Source organism: Halobaculum sp. P14 (genome assembly GCF_051195155.1).
Classification (GTDB): Archaea; Halobacteriota; Halobacteria; order Halobacteriales; family Haloferacaceae; genus JBNTKA01.
The window spans coordinates 130986-147952 of record NZ_JBNTKB010000004.1 but is presented as its reverse complement, the minus strand read 5'-3'; the positions used below and the strand labels follow the sequence as shown (position 1 = coordinate 147952).

The window sequence follows — 16967 nt, the reverse complement described above, 5'->3', positions numbered from 1 at the left end:
TTTCGGCGCGGTGGCATATGTCTCGTGGTCCGACGCGTCGCCACGGAAGGCTTACGTCGGCGACCGAGCAATCACCGGCAAGATGGCCGACATCCTGCCCTCCTTCCCCGACGTCGGCGGCGCCGAGGAACGCGAACCGCGCGTGCTCGGCGTCGACGCCGACGACGCCGACGACGTGCTGGCGGCGCTGTCCTCCGACACCGCCCGCCAGGTGCTCGCGACGCTGCACGACGACCCCGGCCCGGCGAGCGACGTCGCGGGCCGCGTCGACACCAGCCTCCAAAACGCCCAGTACCACCTGAAGCGGCTCCGCGACGCCGGCCTCGTCGAGGTCGCCGGAACCGCCTACTCCGAGAAGGGCCGCGAGATGGACGTGTACGCCCCCGCGGACCGCGCGCTGGTGCTGGTCGCCGGCCGCGAGGAGGACACTCGCGGCCTGAAGTCGACGCTGACGCGGCTGCTCGGCGGGATCGCCGTCGTCGGCGTCGGCGCGGCGGTCATCGAGCAGCTGCTCGGCGGGCCGTTCGCGCTCCGGTTCGGGATGGCGTCGAGCGGCGGCGCGGGCGGCGCGGACGGCACGACGACGACGAGCGAGAACGTCAGCGCCCAGGCCACGCCGACGCCGACGGCGACCGAAGGCGGATTCCACGTCGCGGAGGCGACGACGACCGCCGCGCCGACGGAGACCGCGGTGCAGACCACCGCGACCGCGACGAGCGCGGCGCCGACGCTGCTCGACCAGGTCGCCGCCTCGCCCGGCGCGCTGTTCTTCCTCGGCGGACTCGTCGCGCTCGCGCTCGCCGGCGTCTGGCTGACCCGCCGATAGACGGCGTCGCTCCCGCCGCAGTCCGGCTGATTTCTCGGACACGCGGGGTAGCTAAAAGGCGTCTTTGACTCTACGGTAAGTACTTGCTCGGGGCGATAGTAGCGAGTGGTACGGTCCCGGCGCTTCGGCCCTCCCCCGCGACGCGACGCCCTCCACGCGCCCCGACGGGACCGCGCACCCACCCGTTCCTCCGGCGACGCACGACCCGACAGCGGTGGCGACGCAGATGCAGACGGACAGCGGCGGCGACGCGTGTGGCTCCGAGAGCCGCCCGGTCAGTCGTCGCTCCGGTCGCGTTCGCGGAGCCTGAACCGCTCGAAGACGTCGCCGTCCGGCGTGACGAACCGGCCGGTCAGTCCGTCGCCGTCGACCGCTTCCTCCAGTTCGACGTGCGCGGCGCGGTTGCCGCGCGGTTCGGCGTGGCTCCCCGGGTTCAACAGCGGGACGTCGCCGGAGTCGTCGAACGTCGGCCGGTGGCTGTGCCCGAACACGACGACGTCCGCGTCGCGCTCCCGGCCGAACATGACCAGCCCGGTGCGTCCGCTGCGGCTCCGGTGCCGGACCGCGAACGTCAGGCCGCCGTAGCCGACGACGCGCTCGGTCGGCAGGCGGTCGCGGAGCGCCGAATCCGCGTTGTTTCCGGTGACGGCGTACAGCGACTCGTTCACGTCGAGGAAGGCGTCGAGGACGGCCTCGTGGGAGAAGTCGCCGGCGTGAATCACGGCGTCGGCCGCGCGGACCGCCTCGAGCGTGCGGCCGCGGAGCCGGTGGCTGTCGGTGCCGTGCGTGTCGGAGACGACGGTGAGCATACCGGGCGGTGCGACGCCGCCGTACTGAAACGTTCGGGTCGCGCCGGCTACGCCGCGTCGACGAGTTCGATGGCGTCGTCGCCGTTCGGGACGCAGCAGATGAACGCCGCGTCGTCGCCGCCGTCGTTGCGGTACCAGTGCGGGACGCCGGCCGGGATGAGCAGCGCGTCGCCGGCCGACACGGTGTACTCGTCGTCGCCGATGCCGACGGTGTACTCGCCGGCGAGGACGTACTGTTCGTGTTCGACGGCGTTGGTGTGCTCCGGGACGGTCGCGCCGGCGTCGAGCGTGAACCGCCGCATCGCGAACTGCGGCGCGCCGTCGGACTCGTCGACGAGGACGCCTTTCTGCATGCCGTCGGCGGCGTCGACGGGGTCGTAGTCGACGTCGTCGCCGCGGCGGACCAGGTGGTCGGCTTCGTCGGTCACGCCGCGGCGTACGCGGCGGCTCATCTTAAGGCCCGGCTTTATTGGTGCCGCGACGGAACGACTTCTCATGAAAGGCATCCGCATCGGGACCGTCGCAGGGATACCCGTCCAGTTGAACTGGACGTTCCTGCTCGTTCTCCCGCTGTTCGCGTGGCTCATCGGGACGCAGGTGACGCAGTTCGTCGAACTCATCAACGTCGCGTACGGCGCGTCGCTGGACGCGGCGGCGCTCACCGGCGGCGCGCTGCCGTACGTCCTCGGCACCGCGGCGGCGCTCGGCCTGTTCGTGTCCGTGCTGCTCCACGAGTTCGGCCACTCGCTCACCGCGATGCGGTTCGGCTACAGCATCGACTCCATCACGCTGTGGCTGTTCGGCGGCGTCGCCAGCTTCTCCGAAATCCCGGAGGACTGGAAGCAGGAGCTCACCATCGCCGTCGCCGGCCCCGTCGTCTCCGTGCTGCTCGGCGTGCTGTCGTACGTCGCGTTCAGGGCGTTCTCGCTGCCCGCGGAGGTCGCGTTCGTCGTCGGCTACCTCTCGCTGATGAACATCGTGCTCGCCGCGTTCAACATGCTTCCCGGCTTCCCGATGGACGGCGGCCGCGTGCTGCGCGCGCTGCTCGCCCGGAACCGGACGCACGCCCGCGCCACCCAGATTGCGGCGGAGGTCGGGAAGGTGTTCGCGTTCCTGCTCGGCCTGTACGGGCTGCTCCAGTTCGACCCGCTGGTCATCGGCCTCGCGTTCTTCATCTACATCGCCGGCGCCGGCGAAGCCCAGCAGACCGTGCTGCGCGCCGCCTTCGAGGGCGTCACCGTCGACGACATCATGACGCCAGGCTCGGAGCTGAAGACCGTGACGCCGGACACGTCGGTCGCGGCGCTCATGGAGCGGATGTTCACCGAGCGGCACACCGGCTACCCGGTGTTGGAGAACGGCCGGCTCGTCGGGATGGTGACGCTCGAAGACGCCCAGTCGGTGAAGGAAGTCGAACGCGACGCCTACACCGTCGGGGACGTCATGGAGACCGACGTCGCGAGCGTCACGCCCGACGCGGACGCGCTCGACGCGCTCGACACGATGCAAGACCGCGGCGTCGGACGGCTCGCCGTCGTCGACGCCGACGGCGAACTCGTCGGACTCATCTCCCGGACCGACCTGATGACCGCGTTCAACGTCATCCAGTCCGGCGGCCGCGACTCCGCCGGCCTCGGCCCCATCGGCGGCTCCGACGGCCTCCCCTCCGTCTCCGGCCGCTGACCGCCCGAACCGTTCCGCTTCCTCGATTTCGGCGCCCGCGTCGGACATCCCCGCGGAGCCGCGGCTCGTCGGTCGGTCGCAGCGAGAAGGTCCAGGTGCGAGAATTGAACCCGCGTCTCAGCCTCCACAAGGCTGAAGGATAGTCCACTACCCCAACCCGGACACGCACTCTCGTGTAGTCGGCTACGACTCAAATACGTTACGAACCCGGTGCGGCGGTGCGACCGCGGCGCACGCGTGGCGCAGAGCGCCGACCGACCGGACGCCGACCCGCCGGTCCGGCGCGGCGGCGCCGACTCACCGCTGGGCTTTTTGCGGCGAGCGCGCTACGAACAGCCAGCAGTGGCCATCACGGACAAGATTTACCTGAAGAACCACCGGCAGATCGCCTCCCAGCTCGACACGAGCATCCCGAAAGGGGCGTTCAAGGGGGCGACGCTGGACCTGCTGTTCACCGGCGACGGGCTCGCCGAACTGGACGAGACGACCCGCGACCGGGTGCTCGACTTCGCCGAGGACTTCCTCGACTGCGGCTGCGAGGACGCGCCCTACTGCGGCCACCCGGAGCGGAAGTTCATCCAGTACCTGCTGGAGCTGCGCGCGCAGGGGCTCGGCCCGGACGCCATCGTCGACGTGATGGGCGACGACTACATGCTGTACGCCTACCCCGGCGACGTCCTCTCGTTTCTCGACTCCGCGGTGCGGACGCTCGAAGCGGTCGAGTCGCTCGCGGACGTGGAGGGCGAACAGGAGATGACCGAGCGGGCGCGGCAGGCGAAGCAGGAACTGTCGGGCTGACCGCTCTCGGAGCCGGCTGACGAGCGACTCGCCGACGACCGGTCCGCCACCGACCGGGTCGCTGACGAGGCGGCGAGCCGCGCGGAGTCAGCCGAGCTGGTACGGCTCGTCGGCGTCGACGTCGAACTCGCGGTCGTCCTCGTCGTCGCCCTCCTCGTCGAGCGCGTCGAGGTCGACGACGTCCTCGCCGTCGTCGTCATCGAGCCGGTCCTGCAGGTACGCCGCGTAGCGCTTGTACTCGTCGAGCTGCTCGCGGAGGTGTTCGGACTCCAGTTCCAGCCGCTCGTGTTCGCGGACGAACCCCTTCGGCACCTCGACGGTCGGCGGGAACGGCGCGTCGCCGTCGGCGGACGCCTCGAACTCGTGCTCCGGGACGACGCGCACCTGGCCGTCGTGCTCGACGAGCGCGTCCACGTAGTCGCGGAACAGCGCCGACAGCGACAGGTCGCGCTCGTCGGCGATGTCGCGCAGCGCGGCGAACGTGTCCTCGTTCACGCGGAACGAGATCGTCTTGTTCTTGTTCCCCATCTGTCGGCTCTTCGGTGCTCCCGCCACTTAACGGTTCGTCAGACGTTCACAACCGGACCGCTGACGGCCGCACTCGCGACCGCTGACGCCCCGAACGGGCTTCCGAGGCGCTGCGGCGGGTCCGGCGAGTCAGCCGTCGACGCTGGCGCGTCGGAACGCAACCGCGAACACGACGAGGAAGGAGACGCCGATGACCGCCAGCGACCGCGCGAAGAACGCGAGGAACGACCCGGGCGGCCCGGTGAGGTACAGCGACAGCGTGAGCGCGACGAGCGTCCCGGCGCACGCCGCCCCGAAGGCCCAGTAGGCGGCCTTCTCCATGGACGGTGGACGCTACTCGCCTCGGAAAAACGCGGCGACTACTGGAGACGGAAACGGGGAAGAGCGGTGTGGGTGGGGGAACGCCGGTGACGGTGGGGAATGCGGCCGGCGGCGACCCGCCGGCCGACCGGTCGCGGGTGGCTGTGCAGTTACGCGGGCGCCTCTTCCTCGGGCTCTTCGAGTTCGTCGGTGTCGTCGAGTGACCCGAGCGCGGAGGCGGCGGCGTCGACGTAGTCGTCGACCGGCAGGTCGTACTGTTCGCGGGCCATCCGGGCGTACTCGTTGCCGTCGTCGTCGAAGTGGTCGACGCGGTCGAGGGTGCGCTCGGCGGTCTCGACGACCCAGCGGTCGCGGGTGGCGGCGTCGACGGTGCTGATGGACTCCGGACGGACGGAGACGTTCATGGAGCCGTCGTCGGTCTCGTAGGTCCGCGGCTTCCCGACCACGGCGACGTACGCCGGCGGTTCGAGGTCGCGGAGCGCGCTGGCGGCCTCCGGCTGGTACTGGCCGGCGTACACGAAGAAGGTCCCCGTCGGGTCGACGATGCGGCCCCGCCAGTACTCGTTGTCCTCGCCGACGTCCTCCTTCTCGGTGAGCGTGCCGACGAGGAACACGCGGTTCGCGCGTTCGCCGGTCGGCAGCAGGAGGTACAGCGGCGCGCGCTCGTCCTCGGACTCCTTGAACGTGTAGCTGCCGTCGTTGAACTCTCGGGCGAACACGCGTCGGGCGACTTCTCGGGTGGGAACGGTCTGGTTCTGGCTCATTTACATCGACCTCGCGCGGATGAGAACCGATTCGGCGTCAGCCGGACCGGCAAGCTGTTCGAACTCGTCGGCGAGCACGTACCTGCCGAGCGTCGGGCCGTGGACGCGGTAGTACCGGCCGACGACCATGTCCGCCATCTCCTCGGCGACGACGGTGGTGTCGAGGGCGTCCTGGGCCATCTGCTGGGCCTCGTCGAGCGAGATGCCGGTGAGTTCGGTCGTCGCCTCCTCGTTGAAGACGACTTCGTGGACCTGCTCGCCGTCGTCGATGACGGCTTTGATGCGCAGGTCGAACTCGCCGTCGACCTGGCCGTGCTCGGAGCAGCGGCCGTTCTGCAGGACGCGGGTGCAGTCGTCCTCCGGGCAGCGCTTGATGAGCCCGGAGCCGGACTGGATGTCGACGAGCGCCCCCTCGACCTCCGAGGAGTCCTCGCCGACCTCGACGTCCTCGTCGAGTTCGGTGATGGTCGTTGTCCGGTTCAGCTTCACGGAGTAGCTCCCCTGGTACTCGTCGGTGACGACGTTTCCGAGGGCGTAGCTCGCGCCTTCCTCCAGTTCGTCGAGTTCGCTGGTGGCGAACGAGACGAACCTGGTGGTTCCCGACTCGTCTCCCAACAGGCCTTCCTGCGCGATTGAGTCGTGGTCGGGGTCCCAGAGGTCGACGACCTTCACGCGAAGGTCGACCCACTGCTCGTCCTCGTCGATGTCGCCGACGAGCACCTGCTCGGCGCCGCCTGCGCCGAGTTCGTCGCGGTCGAGGTCCGCCTCGTCGAGGTACGAATTGACGACGCTGCGGCGCGCTTCGTCGACCGGGACGCGGTACTCGTTGACGAGCGAGTCGAGGCGCTCCTCGACGTCGTCGACGGTGAGGTCCAGGTGGTCCGAGAACTGCTCGCGTATCTCCTCTGCGTGGCTTCGTAAGTCTGCCATGGTTTCTCCTGCCTCCGATGTGTTATCCTGTGGGAGGCGTACGCCGGTTGGTGCTCGATAGTATTTAATATTCCGTGACCGCGGCGGAAGTGAATCGAGACGGTGCAGACCGTGAAGCAGCCGATTTCGGGCTCGGGTGGTCGCAGTCGAGCGGTTTGAACACCCGGATCCGGTCGGCCTCGGCTGTCTTCTCCCGGTCGTGGCCGTACTCGGCCGGGCCGACGGGCGACGAATCTATACCGGGCCGGACCGCACGCGGGGACGTGACGCTGACCGACCGATTCCGGCGCGTCCTCAGACAGCAGGCGCGGAAGGCGGGCCGCGAGTACGCTCGGAGCAGGCGGGCGTACCGCGACGGCCGCGACGGCGACGACGCGGAGCGGACGTGGGTCGACCCCGCGGAGTTCGACCTGCCGACGGACGCCGACGGCCGCGCCCGAATCGTCTGCCGGCGACACGCCGAAGAGCGCGCCGTCGCCGTCGACGCCGCCGGCCGCCCCGCCTGCTTCGACGCCGACCACCCGGACTGCGAGGGCTGCGCCGAGGACGTCCGCGACGGCCGCGTCCAGACGTGGTGACGACGGGAAGCCGGGAACGACGACCGACCTGCCGGCCGACGCGCTGACCGGGCCGTCGGTCCGCCCGCCGCGGTGCTGCCGTGTGCTTTTCAGTGCGGCCCGCGACCTGCGGGCATGGACCGTCCCGTGGTCGCGGTCGTCCTGGCGGGCGGCACCGGGTCGCGACTGTATCCGGCGTCGCGGAGCGACCGGCCGAAGCAGTTCCTGCCGCTGGTGGGCGAGCAGTCGCTGCTCGCCGCAACCGTCGACCGCGCCGGATTCGCCGACGAGGTACTCGTGTCGACCGCGCCCGCGTACGCCGCCGACGTCCCCGAGCACGCGCCGGACGCCGAAGTCGTGGTCGAGCCGGCGGCGAAGGACACCGGGCCCGCGCTGCTGTACGCGACCCACCGCGCCCGCGGCGCCGCCGACCACGACGACCCGGTCGTCGTGTGTCTCCCCGCAGACCACCACGTGCCGGACGGCGACGCCTTCGCGGACGCGATGCGGCGCGGCGCCCGCGTCGCGGCGGACACCGGCGCGCTCGTGACGTTCGGCGTGACGCCGACGCGGCCCGACCCCGGCTACGGCTACATCGAGCGCGGAGACGAGCGCGAGGACGAACGCGTCGACGCATACGACCTCGCCGCGTTCCACGAGAAGCCGGACGCCGACACCGCCGGCGAGTACGTCTCGCGCGGCTACCTCTGGAACGCCGGCATCTTCGCGTGGACGCCGTCGGCGCTGTTCGCCGCCGCGCGCGACACGCCGCTGGCACCGCTCGCGGACGCGCTCCGCCCCGCGGACGCGGCGGACGGTTCGGCGACGAACGCCGCCGGCGCTGAACGCGCAGTCGTTGACACCGACGCTGGTGACACAGCCGCTGCCGCCGTCGATACCGTCGACACCGACGCCGTCGTCGCCGGGTTCGACGCGGTCGACGCAGTGAGCATCGACTACGCGGTGCTGGAGCGCGTCGACGACGCTGTGGTCGTCCCCGCCGACTTCGCGTGGGACGACCTCGGCTCGTGGGACGCGCTCGAACGAGTGCTGCCGCAGGACTGCGACGGGAACACGCTCGCGGCCGACGCGGTCACCGTCGACGCCGCCGGCAACGTCGTCGCCGGCGACAAGCACGTCTCGCTCGTCGGCGTCGACGACCTCTGCGTCGTCGCCGTCGACGACCGCGTACTGGTCGTGCCGAAGGCGGACGCACAGCGCGTCCGCGAGGTCGTCGCCGAACTGAAACGAACCGGCGACTTCTGACCGGCCGATCAGCTCTGCAGGCCGCCGCCGTCGACGGGCAGCGCCGCGCCGTTGACGTACGACGCCCGGTCGGAGGCGAGGAACGCGACGACGTCGCCGAGTTCCTGCGGGTCGCCGACGCGGCCGAGCGGAACGTCCGCGGCCCACGACTCCAGACCCTCCTCGTAGCTGTCGAACTCGCCGCGCTCGATGCTGTCCTCGATGAGCTCTTCGATGCGCGCCGTCTCGTGCGACCCGGGCAGCACCGCGTTCGCCCGGACGGACGGCGCCCACTCGCGGGAAATCGTCTTGACGACGCCGATGACGGCGCGCCGGACCGCGTTCGACAGCACGAGGCCGTCGATGGCTTCGCGGACGCTCGTCGACGTGATGCAGGTGACGGTGCCGGCGTCGCTGTCGGCGAGATACGGGTGGGCGGCGCGGAGCGTCCAGACGACGCTCATCACGAGCGTGTCGAACGAGCCGTACCACTGGTCGTCGGTCAGCTCGTCGAACGTCCCCGGCGGCACGCCGCCGGCCGACGTGACGACGTGGTCGATGCCGCCGAACTCCTCGACGGTCGCCTCGACGAGCGCCTCAACGTCGCCGCGGTCCGTCAGGTCGGCCTGTACCGCGGCGACGTCGCCGGGTTCGACCGCGAGCGCGTCTGCCGCCGCGTCCAGCCGGTCTCGCGTCCGGCCGCAGATGACGACGTTCGCCCCCTCGCTCGCGAGCGCCTCCGCGGCCGCGAAGCCGAGGCCGCTCGAACTCGCCGTCACCAGCGCCGTCTCTCCGTCGAATCCGAGGTCCATGCCTCCACAGTCGCGGCGGCTCCACAAAAAAGTGGATTCGTCGGCGACCGGCCCGAGCGGCAGCGGGTCGGTGGTGCCTCGGCGCCGCAGCACCGCGGCGCCGCTACTCGGAGCGCCGGACGCGAACCGCCCCGTTCGCGGTGACGCCGACGAGCACCGGCGCGGCGACTTCGCGGCCCTGCACGGCGCTGCCGGCCTCGTCGCTCACCAGTTTCATCAGGTCCGGCGCGGTGCGGTTCACCTTCACCCCGGCGGCGTCACACGCCTCGTACACCCGGTCCGGGACGTCGTACAGGTCCGCGCCCGCCTCGATTTCGACGCGCACCGGCGCGGCGAGCGCCTCGGCGAACGAGACGGTTTCGCGGGCCCGGTCGACGTTGTCGCGGGCGCTCGCCTCGACGTTCGAGACGTTCGCGCGGGACGTCCCGAGCAGCGCCGCGATGTCCGCCTGCCGGACGCCTCGCTCGCGGAGCGCCAACACCTCCGCTTGCCGCCGGGTCAGCACGCTCCGGTCGGCGTCGAACCCGGCGCGGTCGAGTAGCTCGTCCACGTCGGCGTCCACCGCGTCGGCGCTGCCGTCCTCGGCCATGCTGAACACGAGGAGCCCCAGCGTACAAAAAGGATAGTTCGGACTGTCCGTCCGCGGCACCGCGACGACAGCGGGCTACGCGCCCCAGAAGTTGTCGCGCGAGCCGAGCCGCTCGTCTTCGTCGCGTCGGGACCGCCGCTCCGACTCCTCCGATTCGCCCGCCTCGCCCTCCTCGTCCTCCGCGGACTCCTCGTCTTCGTCCATCGGGAGCCGCTCGAGGATGGTTTTCGCGCGGGCGTGGTTCTGTTTCACCTGGTCGATGCGGACGCGAACGCGGCACGGCGGCAGCGCGCCGTCGACCATGACGATGAAGCCGTCCTCGGTCCGGCCGACGCCGGCGCCGCTCTCGTGGATGTCCTCCACGTCGAGAACGACCTCCTCGCCGGGCTTGACCGGCTGCTGTTTCAGGTCGGATATCGGCATGTCGTAGCTGTTACACCACTCGGCGCCGCCGCGGTCGCCGTAGTGCTGACACCCCATCCCCTGAATCCGTTCGGAGAAGCGGGGGCAGTCGTCTGCCAGTGGACAGTCCGGCATACAGACCGTTTGGCCGGGGGCGGTCTAAACGCTTCCGTCTGGGACTCGGACGGCGCTCCGGAGGCAGCACCGACTCCCGCGGCACCCGGGCGACTTTTCGACTGCCGGTCAGTACCGACGGTCGTGAACGACCGGGTTCCGGAGCTGTCGCTCGTCGCCGGCGGCGTCCTCGCCGCGTCGCTCGGCGGCTTCGCCTACTGGGGGACCGGCGACGCGTCGCAGGCGCTACTCACCGCGGCCGTCCTGCTGTACCCGTTCGCGGGCTACGCGGTTCGGCACGACGACGACCCGACGACGGTGCTTCCGCCGCGCGGCGTCGCCGCGGCGGCGGCAGCGGCGGCGACGCTGCTCCTGCTGGACGCCGTGGTCACGCCCGGCCCCGCGGTCGCCGTGGCGGTGCTGCGCGCGGCGTGGTTCGCGCTCCTCGTCGCGCTGCCGCCGGCCGCGTACGCGCTCCGCTACGGCGACCCGGTCGGCCGTCGGTCGGGGTGGCTGATGCTCGCCATCGGCGGCGGCGTCGGCCTGGTCCTCCTCGTCGCCGGCGTCGCCGCCGGGACGCCGTTCGGCGTCGCAGCGGCCGGGCTCGCGGCGCTCGCGGGGGCGCTCGGCGCCCGGTTCTGCGGCGTCGCCGCGACGGAGACTGCTCGACTGGTCGCCGTGGCCGCGGGCGTCGTGGCCGGCGGCGCCGTGCTGGCCGCAGCGGCGCTCGCCGGTGCCGTGACGACGACCGTCGTGGTTGCGGCGTCGGTCGCGGTGCTGGTGCCGTCGCTGTACGCGGCGCTGTCGGTCGAGACGCCGGCGTTCGACTGACTCGGCAGCCGGTGGATTTGGCGGGCAGGCGGCCGTGCTCGAAGCGTCGTCGGTGCGCCGTCGGGCCGCACAACCGCGTCCCGGCGCACCCCGTCGGTCAGCGCATCGGGGACGCTGGGCGCGGCATCCGATTTGAAGCCTCGGGCGAAGCGGCGGCTCAGAGGAAGTCGTGGACTTCCGAGTACCACATGTCGTGGTGGTCGACGCGGCCGACTCGTTCGGCGACGTCGACGGCGAGCGCGTGCCAGCAGCGCTCGTCCGGGTCGTCGGCGTCGAGGTTGTAGGTGGCGTCCGGGCAGTCGCAGCCGCCGTCCTCGACGACGTGTTCCTGCCGGTGCCCGACGACGACGGTGAAATCGCGGTACTGCTTCACGCGGCCCTCGGAGACGGCTTCGATGGCGCGGCGGCCGCGGCTTCCGTGCCGGTCGATGATGGCGGCGACGATGGGCGGGCGAAGTTCGCCGGCGGCGGCCAGCGCGGCGCGCCAGTCCTCCGACGGCTCGACCGGGTCGTGGGGGACATCGTCGGGGGCGTCTTCGGAGGTGCCGTCGCCTGCGCGGTCGGCGTCGCTCTCGGCGTCGGCGTCCGCGTCGGGCACGTCGGCTCCGCCGGCGGTCACGAGCCCCGATTGGCGTCCCCGAGGCAAAACGCTTCGGAACCGCCGGGTCGACGGCGCGAGAACCGGGAGACGACGCGGCGTCGCGGCGGGCGGCGTGGCGACGCCCGGGACGCCGGAACCGAAAGCATATTCGGCGGCGTGGCCACCGTCGACAGGAGAATGGACCCACGCATCCGCGAACACGCAGAAACCATCGTCGACCACTCCATCGACCTGCAGTCCGGCGACGACCTCGTCGTCCAGCTCCCGAGCGCCGCGGAGGACCTCGCGGTCGCGCTCCACGAACTGGCCGGCGACGTCGGCGCGAACCCGGTGTACCTCAACAACTCCGACCGCGCCGAGCGCGCCTTCCTCCGCGCCGGCGACGACGACTTCGAGACGCCGGAACACCAGCGCGTCCTGTTCGAGGAGGCCGACGCGTTCGTCATCGCCCGCGGCGGCCCGAACGTCTCCGAGAAGGCCGACGTCGACCCGGAGACCACGGCCGCGTGGAACCGCGCGTTCCGTCCGGTGCAGCGCGAGCGGCTCTCCAAGCGGTGGTGTCTCACGCAGTTCCCGACGTCCGGGCACGCCCAGCTCGCCGGGATGAGCACCGCCGAGTACGAGAACTTCGTGTACGACGCCGTGTCGCTCGACTGGGAGGCCCAGCGGGAGTTCCAGTCGCAGATGGTCGACATCCTCGACGACGCCGACGAGGTCCGCATCCGGAGCGGCGACCGGACCGACGTGACGATGTCCGTCGCGGGCAACTCCACGCTGAACGACTACGGCGAGAAGAACCTCCCGGGCGGGGAAGTGTTCACCGCGCCGGTGAAACACGAAGTCGACGGCGAGGTGTACTTCGACCTGCCGCTGTACCGGCAGGGCCGCGAAATCGAGGGCGCACACCTCCGCTTCGAGGACGGCCGCGTCGAGTCGTTCGCCGCCGAGCGCAACGAGGACGTCCTGGAGGGCGTGTTCAACACCGACGAGAACGCCCGGTACGTCGGCGAACTCGGCATCGGCATGAACCGCGCCATCGACCGCTTCACGTACAACATGCTGTTCGACGAGAAGATGGGCGACACCGTCCACATGGCGGTCGGGTCGGCGTACGGCGAGTGCGTCGGCGAGGAGAACGAAGTGAACGACTCCGCCGAGCACGTCGACATGATCGTCGACATGTCCGAAGACTCCGTCATCGAGGTCGACGGCGAGGTCGTCCAGCGGAACGGGACGTTCGTCTTCGAGGACGACGCGTAGCCGGGACTGCCGCGACGGCCGACTCCTGCGACGGCCGACCTACTCACGGTTCTCCGGTGCCGTCGGAGCAGACAGTTATGGCAGCCGAATTACTAATGTGTTGCTGTCCCAGGGGGCGTCATGAGTTTTATGGCCGTGCAACCGAGTGACACAGGTGTGCCGAAAGTTCACTGTCCAGACTGCGGGCGTCAGATCGGGATGCACGAACTCGAAGCGAAGACGACGACCCAGTCGAGCGGCTTCTCCACCAGGTACCGCTGTCCGTTCTGCCGGACGGACATGGACGACGTCACCGAACTGTTCGGGTAGCGCCCGGCGGTGCCGGCGCCGCGCGGGCCGCGCCCGGCTTACTCGTCGACGTCGAGTTCGAACTGCCCGTTCTCCGTGACGGTGTTCAGCACGACCGACGTGTTGGTCTCGCGGATGTCGGTGTCCGACAGCAGCCCCTTGATGCCCTCGTTCATCTCGTCGGTGTCGCGGAACTTCCCGATGGCGATGACGTCGTAGTCGCCGGTCACCTCGTACACCGACACCATCTGCTTCTGGTCTTCGAGGCGGTCGGTGATGTCCGGAAGCGCCTCGCCCTCGACTTTCAACTGGACGATGGCGGTGACGTCGTAGCCGAGCCGGTCGTAGTTGACGCGGGGCGTGTACCCCTCGATGACGCCTTCGTCTTCGAGTTCCCGGAGGTGGTTCGACACGGTCGTGACGGAGACGTCGAGCTCTTCGGCGAGGCTGCGCAGGCTCGCCCGCCCGTTCCCGAGCAGTTCGTTCACTAGCTTGGCGTCGAGGTTTTCGTACGTCATTACACCCAACCACGACTCCGGGGGTTTAGAATTTTACGAACGTCCACTCGAACGGCTCGATGGGGAAGGTTGCACCGACCGACAAGGATTTTATACTGGGTGTGTACCGGATACACGTCAGAAGGTATGACGGACGAAAACACGGTAGCAGACGGCGGCCTGAGCACCGAAGAACAGCGCGTACTCGACGAGATCGACGAGAAAGGAGTCGACTTCCTCCGGCTTCAGTTCACCGACATCCTCGGCACCGTCAAGAACGTCTCCATCCCGGCCACGCAGGCCGAAAAGGCGTTCTCCGAGGGCATCTACTTCGACGGCTCCTCCATCGACGGCTTCGTGCGGATTCAGGAGTCCGACATGCGGCTCAAACCGGACCCGAGCACGTTCGCGGTGCTCCCGTGGCGCACCCGCGAGGAGGGCGAAGGCGGCGCCGCTCGCCTCATCTGCGACGTCATCAACACGTCCACCGGCGAGCCGTTCGAGGGCGACCCGCGCCGCGTCCTGAAGGACGCGCTCGACCGCGCCGCCGACATGGGATTCACGGTCAACGCCGCGCCGGAACCGGAGTTCTTCCTGTTCGAGGAGGACGAGGACGGCCGCGCCACCACGAAAACCAACGACGCCGGCGGCTACTTCGACCTCGCGCCGAAGGACCTCGCCTCCGACGTGCGCCGTGACATCATCTACGGCCTGGAGGACATGGGCTTCGAAATCGAGGCCAGCCACCACGAGGTCGCCGAGGGCCAACACGAGATCAACTTCGAGTACGACGACGCGCTCACGACCGCCGACAACGTCGGGACGTTCCGCACGGTCGTCCGCGCCATCGCGGCTCAGCACGACCTCCACGCGACGTTCATGCCGAAGCCGATTCCGCGCATCAACGGCTCCGGGATGCACACGCACATCTCGCTGTTCACCGAAGACGGCGAGAACGCGTTCCACGACGAGGACGACGAGTTCAACCTCTCGGAGGAGGCCAAGCAGTTCACCGCCGGCATCCTCGAACACGCGCCCGCCATCGCGGCCGTGACGAACCCGACCGTTAACAGCTACAAGCGGCTCGTCCCGGGCTACGAGGCGCCCGTCTACGTCGCCTGGTCCGACCGGAACCGCTCGGCGCTCATCCGGAAGCCGGCCGCCCGCGTCCCGTCGGCGTCCCGCATCGAGGCGCGCTTCCCGGACCCGTCGTGCAACCCGTACCTCGCGTTCGCGGCGCTCATCCACGCCGGCCTCGACGGCATCGAGCGCGGCCTGGACTGCGACGACCCGGTCCGCGAGAACATCTACGAGTTCGACGCCGAGAAACGCGACGAGTACGGCATCACGACGCTCCCGTCGAACCTCGGCGAGGCCGTCGAGGAGTTCAAAGACGACGAGGTCGTTCAGGACGCCCTCGGCGAGCACATCACCGAGAAGTTCATCGAGGCGAAGACCGCCGAGTACGACGAGTACCGCGTCGAGGTCTCCCAGTGGGAGCTCGACCAGTACCTCGAAACGTACTGAACACCGCTCGGCTTCGAGTCGGTTCTTTTTGCGCCGCTGCGGAAGCGCTGCCGGCTCGCCGCGACTCTCGCTGAACAGCCGGTCGGCCGGTGTTCGAGGTCCGCGGTGAGTCCCGCCAGGGGCGACCGACGCCACCCGGTGAGAATCGCCGATGTGGATTTCTCGTCCCGGAGGAATGCGCTCGCATGGGAACCGTACTCGGAGTGGAAGGAGACCCGATTCGGCTGAACGTCCTCCTGTACCCACTGGGAGTCTGGGTGGTGATGGCGGGTCTCGCCGTCGCCAACGGTGGGCTTCGGGAGAAAGTACTCATTCCCCGTGTCGGGGACTACGCGGGACACGTGCTGAGCACGGCGCTGCTCGTCGCCGCGATACTCCTCGTCTCGGGCGTCTATTTCTCGTGGACGTCCATCGGCTACACACGGAGCGAACTCGTCCTCGTCGGCGTGGTCTGGACGGTGCTGACCGTCGGCTTCGAGTTCGCCGTGGGGTACGTCGAGGGGACGCCGGTTTCGGTCACACTCGGCCAGTACGACGTGCTCGCAGGGCAGGTCTGGATCGCGGTCCCGGTCGCGCTCCTCGTCTCCCCGCTGCTGTTCGGCTGGTACTTCTCCACCTAACTTCGGACCCCTTCGAAAACGCGGCCAACCTCGGGGCGACACTGGAGCCGCTCACCAGCCCATCCCGGGAGTCTATCACCAGCCCATCCCGGGATTGTCTGCGGCTTGACGGACCCAGGAAGCGACCTGCTCTTCGTCCAGCGTGTCCGCTTCCTCCACGTCTAGGGCCTGTCTCTCCGGCCCGGTCCCGCTTGGCGGTCTCGGGTCGAGGTACGATTCGCACACGAACGCGAGTTTCACGTGGTTCGAGAACGCGCTGAACGACGCGAACCACCCCCTGTCTTCGACGCCGTAGAACGGCTGGTGCCACTTCACGGCACGGCGTACCTCGGGCACTTCCCGCTGGAGTATCTCGTCGAACTGCGCCGCGACCGTGCGCTTCCACCCCGGCAGCGATGCGACGAACGCCGCGACCGCTGCTGACCCGTCACTGTCATCCGCCCTCCGCGCCGCCTGGTACCGCTTTTCGCGGTCGGTCCATTCCGTCTCCGACGGAACCCGGTCTGGGAGTTCGACGTCACCGAAGTCCTCGTCCACGATGGAGTTGGCTCCTGCCCGCCCCGTTATCGCGGTCACGACCACGACCGGGTCGGACTCTTCGCCCTCCGAGAACAGGTCGAACTCCAGGCGCAGCGTCCCGCCTCGCCAGTGGCGAGCGAAGCCGACCCAACTGTCGGTGTGGTCGTCCCGCGGGTCTCGTTCGACCCGGAAGAGACCCAGTAAGGCTGGAACGACGTCGGCCCCCCACTGAAGCCCCCGCTCTCGGTCCGTGAACTGGACGCCCTCGTCGTGGGCTTTGCTGTAGTCGGGCGCTCTGATCACTCGGTTCTCCATCACGAGTTCGGATACCTGCTGGGCCGAAACCGGGGCGGACGCGCTCATAGTCCCGCTTCTGTAGGCTGTGTGAGGGCATCAAGATTTCCTCGGCCCCCGTCAGCCCGATTCGCGTGTTGTCGCTGTCGCGA

General features: G+C 69.8%; 22 protein-coding genes and 1 tRNA gene. 10 read left to right on the top strand and 13 right to left on the bottom strand.

Translation table 11 applies throughout. From position 1 onward, the window contains the following. Positions 1-82: 82 nt before the first annotated feature. Positions 83-826, top strand: a complete 744-nt coding sequence (locus tag ACQUS7_RS09505) for an ArsR/SmtB family transcription factor (RefSeq protein ID WP_435146607.1) — start codon at positions 83-85, stop codon at positions 824-826. A gap of 275 nt (positions 827-1101) precedes the next feature. Here ACQUS7_RS09505 and ACQUS7_RS09500 read toward each other — a convergent pair whose 3' ends face one another. Both ACQUS7_RS09500 and ACQUS7_RS09495 read right to left on the bottom strand, forming a co-directional pair. Then, positions 1102-1635 (bottom strand): metallophosphoesterase, encoded by a 534-nt coding sequence (locus ACQUS7_RS09500; RefSeq protein WP_435126493.1) that lies wholly within the window; start codon positions 1633-1635, stop codon positions 1102-1104. A 47-nt stretch (positions 1636-1682) separates the two neighbouring features. Beyond that, on the bottom strand, positions 1683-2063 hold the full coding sequence (locus tag ACQUS7_RS09495; RefSeq protein WP_435146604.1) for a cupin domain-containing protein: 381 nt from the start codon (positions 2061-2063) through the stop codon (positions 1683-1685). 67 nt (positions 2064-2130) lie between these two features. Between ACQUS7_RS09495 and ACQUS7_RS09490 the strand changes: the two genes are divergently transcribed. Next, a complete protein-coding gene (locus ACQUS7_RS09490) occupies positions 2131-3318 on the top strand; it encodes a M50 family metallopeptidase (protein ID WP_435146602.1) in 1188 nt (395 codons plus the stop codon). Between the two features lie 89 nt (positions 3319-3407). On the opposite strand, the gene ACQUS7_RS09485 is transcribed toward ACQUS7_RS09490, so the two are convergent. Beyond that, a tRNA-His gene (locus tag ACQUS7_RS09485) sits at positions 3408-3480 on the bottom strand. Positions 3481-3660: 180 nt separating this feature from the next. Between ACQUS7_RS09485 and ACQUS7_RS09480 the strand changes: the two genes are divergently transcribed. Further along, positions 3661-4116, top strand: a complete 456-nt coding sequence (locus tag ACQUS7_RS09480; RefSeq protein ID WP_435126500.1) for a DUF5814 domain-containing protein — start codon at positions 3661-3663, stop codon at positions 4114-4116. An 87-nt stretch (positions 4117-4203) separates the two neighbouring features. Here the strand turns inward: ACQUS7_RS09480 and ACQUS7_RS09475 are convergent, their stop codons facing one another. The 4 genes from ACQUS7_RS09475 to ACQUS7_RS09460 all read right to left on the bottom strand — a co-directional run bounded on the left by ACQUS7_RS09475 (position 4204) and on the right by ACQUS7_RS09460 (position 6659). Further along, complete coding sequence (locus ACQUS7_RS09475; protein ID WP_435146600.1) at positions 4204-4644, bottom strand: CopG family transcriptional regulator; 441 nt, start codon at positions 4642-4644, stop codon at positions 4204-4206. Positions 4645-4773: 129 nt separating this feature from the next. Further along, positions 4774-4965, bottom strand: a complete 192-nt coding sequence (locus ACQUS7_RS09470; protein WP_435126506.1) for a hypothetical protein — start codon at positions 4963-4965, stop codon at positions 4774-4776. 149 nt (positions 4966-5114) lie between these two features. Beyond that, positions 5115-5729: an RPA family protein gene (locus tag ACQUS7_RS09465; protein WP_435146598.1), complete on the bottom strand. Its 615-nt coding sequence runs from the start codon at positions 5727-5729 to the stop codon at positions 5115-5117. After that, the gene (locus ACQUS7_RS09460; protein ID WP_435146596.1) at positions 5730-6659 is read right to left on the bottom strand and encodes a replication factor A; all 930 of its coding nucleotides are present in this window, start codon (positions 6657-6659) and stop codon (positions 5730-5732) included. 269 nt (positions 6660-6928) lie between these two features. On the opposite strand from ACQUS7_RS09460, the gene ACQUS7_RS09455 reads away from it, so the two are divergent. Together ACQUS7_RS09455 and ACQUS7_RS09450 are read left to right on the top strand one after the other, a co-directional pair. Beyond that, complete coding sequence (locus ACQUS7_RS09455; protein ID WP_435128142.1) at positions 6929-7237, top strand: DUF7091 family protein; 309 nt, start codon at positions 6929-6931, stop codon at positions 7235-7237. Between the two features lie 114 nt (positions 7238-7351). Then, on the top strand, positions 7352-8482 hold the full coding sequence (locus ACQUS7_RS09450; RefSeq protein WP_435146594.1) for a mannose-1-phosphate guanylyltransferase: 1131 nt from the start codon (positions 7352-7354) through the stop codon (positions 8480-8482). An 8-nt stretch (positions 8483-8490) separates the two neighbouring features. On the opposite strand, the gene ACQUS7_RS09445 is transcribed toward ACQUS7_RS09450, so the two are convergent. The 3 genes from ACQUS7_RS09445 to ACQUS7_RS09435 form a co-directional block, all read right to left on the bottom strand. Beyond that, positions 8491-9273, bottom strand: a complete 783-nt coding sequence (locus tag ACQUS7_RS09445; RefSeq protein ID WP_435126517.1) for an SDR family oxidoreductase — start codon at positions 9271-9273, stop codon at positions 8491-8493. 103 nt (positions 9274-9376) lie between these two features. Continuing rightward, positions 9377-9862, bottom strand: a complete 486-nt coding sequence (locus ACQUS7_RS09440; protein WP_435126520.1) for a Tfx family DNA-binding protein — start codon at positions 9860-9862, stop codon at positions 9377-9379. Between the two features lie 75 nt (positions 9863-9937). Beyond that, positions 9938-10399, bottom strand: a complete 462-nt coding sequence (locus tag ACQUS7_RS09435) for a TRAM domain-containing protein (protein ID WP_435126522.1) — start codon at positions 10397-10399, stop codon at positions 9938-9940. A gap of 123 nt (positions 10400-10522) precedes the next feature. Here ACQUS7_RS09435 and ACQUS7_RS09430 point away from each other — a divergent pair, with 123 nt between their 5' ends. Further along, positions 10523-11209 carry a hypothetical protein gene (locus tag ACQUS7_RS09430; RefSeq protein ID WP_435146591.1) on the top strand — a complete coding sequence of 229 codons (687 nt, stop codon included), beginning with the start codon at positions 10523-10525 and terminating at the stop codon, positions 11207-11209. A 157-nt stretch (positions 11210-11366) separates the two neighbouring features. Here ACQUS7_RS09430 and ACQUS7_RS09425 read toward each other — a convergent pair whose 3' ends face one another. Beyond that, complete coding sequence (locus ACQUS7_RS09425; RefSeq protein WP_435128144.1) at positions 11367-11684, bottom strand: hypothetical protein; 318 nt, start codon at positions 11682-11684, stop codon at positions 11367-11369. A 303-nt stretch (positions 11685-11987) separates the two neighbouring features. Between ACQUS7_RS09425 and ACQUS7_RS09420 the strand changes: the two genes are divergently transcribed. Together ACQUS7_RS09420 and ACQUS7_RS09415 are read left to right on the top strand one after the other, a co-directional pair. After that, the gene (locus ACQUS7_RS09420; RefSeq protein WP_435126527.1) at positions 11988-13070 is read left to right on the top strand and encodes an aminopeptidase; all 1083 of its coding nucleotides are present in this window, start codon (positions 11988-11990) and stop codon (positions 13068-13070) included. 156 nt (positions 13071-13226) lie between these two features. Continuing rightward, entirely contained in the window at positions 13227-13379 is a 153-nt protein-coding gene (locus ACQUS7_RS09415) for a hypothetical protein (RefSeq protein ID WP_435126530.1), read from the top strand. 38 nt (positions 13380-13417) lie between these two features. Here ACQUS7_RS09415 and lrp read toward each other — a convergent pair whose 3' ends face one another. Next, positions 13418-13876 carry an HTH-type transcriptional regulator Lrp gene (lrp, locus tag ACQUS7_RS09410; protein ID WP_435126532.1) on the bottom strand — a complete coding sequence of 153 codons (459 nt, stop codon included), beginning with the start codon at positions 13874-13876 and terminating at the stop codon, positions 13418-13420. A gap of 126 nt (positions 13877-14002) precedes the next feature. On the opposite strand from lrp, the gene glnA reads away from it, so the two are divergent. Together glnA and ACQUS7_RS09400 are read left to right on the top strand one after the other, a co-directional pair. After that, entirely contained in the window at positions 14003-15382 is a 1380-nt protein-coding gene (gene glnA / locus ACQUS7_RS09405) for a type I glutamate--ammonia ligase (RefSeq protein ID WP_435126535.1), read from the top strand. Between the two features lie 185 nt (positions 15383-15567). Beyond that, positions 15568-16002 (top strand): hypothetical protein, encoded by a 435-nt coding sequence (locus ACQUS7_RS09400; RefSeq protein WP_435146588.1) that lies wholly within the window; start codon positions 15568-15570, stop codon positions 16000-16002. A gap of 75 nt (positions 16003-16077) precedes the next feature. Here ACQUS7_RS09400 and ACQUS7_RS09395 read toward each other — a convergent pair whose 3' ends face one another. Continuing rightward, positions 16078-16884: a DUF1801 domain-containing protein gene (locus ACQUS7_RS09395; RefSeq protein ID WP_435146586.1), complete on the bottom strand. Its 807-nt coding sequence runs from the start codon at positions 16882-16884 to the stop codon at positions 16078-16080. Positions 16885-16967 lie beyond the last annotated feature (83 nt).

What these genes read in the sequence shown, in the direction of transcription:
- ACQUS7_RS09505 (WP_435146607.1), top strand. Translation starts at nt 83, where the DNA reads ATGGCCGACATCCTGCCCTCCTTCCCCGACGTCGGCGGCGCCGAGGAA.
- ACQUS7_RS09500 (WP_435126493.1), bottom strand. Translation starts at nt 1,635, where the DNA reads ATGCTCACCGTCGTCTCCGACACGCACGGCACCGACAGCCACCGGCTC.
- ACQUS7_RS09490 (WP_435146602.1), top strand. Translation starts at nt 2,131, where the DNA reads ATGAAAGGCATCCGCATCGGGACCGTCGCAGGGATACCCGTCCAGTTG.
- ACQUS7_RS09475 (WP_435146600.1), bottom strand. Translation starts at nt 4,644, where the DNA reads ATGGGGAACAAGAACAAGACGATCTCGTTCCGCGTGAACGAGGACACG.
- ACQUS7_RS09470 (WP_435126506.1), bottom strand. Translation starts at nt 4,965, where the DNA reads ATGGAGAAGGCCGCCTACTGGGCCTTCGGGGCGGCGTGCGCCGGGACG.
- ACQUS7_RS09465 (WP_435146598.1), bottom strand. Translation starts at nt 5,729, where the DNA reads ATGAGCCAGAACCAGACCGTTCCCACCCGAGAAGTCGCCCGACGCGTG.
- ACQUS7_RS09460 (WP_435146596.1), bottom strand. Translation starts at nt 6,659, where the DNA reads ATGGCAGACTTACGAAGCCACGCAGAGGAGATACGCGAGCAGTTCTCG.
- ACQUS7_RS09450 (WP_435146594.1), top strand. Translation starts at nt 7,352, where the DNA reads ATGGACCGTCCCGTGGTCGCGGTCGTCCTGGCGGGCGGCACCGGGTCG.
- ACQUS7_RS09445 (WP_435126517.1), bottom strand. Translation starts at nt 9,273, where the DNA reads ATGGACCTCGGATTCGACGGAGAGACGGCGCTGGTGACGGCGAGTTCG.
- ACQUS7_RS09440 (WP_435126520.1), bottom strand. Translation starts at nt 9,862, where the DNA reads ATGGCCGAGGACGGCAGCGCCGACGCGGTGGACGCCGACGTGGACGAG.
- ACQUS7_RS09435 (WP_435126522.1), bottom strand. Translation starts at nt 10,399, where the DNA reads ATGCCGGACTGTCCACTGGCAGACGACTGCCCCCGCTTCTCCGAACGG.
- ACQUS7_RS09420 (WP_435126527.1), top strand. Translation starts at nt 11,988, where the DNA reads ATGGACCCACGCATCCGCGAACACGCAGAAACCATCGTCGACCACTCC.
- lrp (WP_435126532.1), bottom strand. Translation starts at nt 13,876, where the DNA reads ATGACGTACGAAAACCTCGACGCCAAGCTAGTGAACGAACTGCTCGGG.
- glnA (WP_435126535.1), top strand. Translation starts at nt 14,003, where the DNA reads ATGACGGACGAAAACACGGTAGCAGACGGCGGCCTGAGCACCGAAGAA.
- ACQUS7_RS09400 (WP_435146588.1), top strand. Translation starts at nt 15,568, where the DNA reads ATGGGAACCGTACTCGGAGTGGAAGGAGACCCGATTCGGCTGAACGTC.
- ACQUS7_RS09395 (WP_435146586.1), bottom strand. Translation starts at nt 16,884, where the DNA reads ATGAGCGCGTCCGCCCCGGTTTCGGCCCAGCAGGTATCCGAACTCGTG.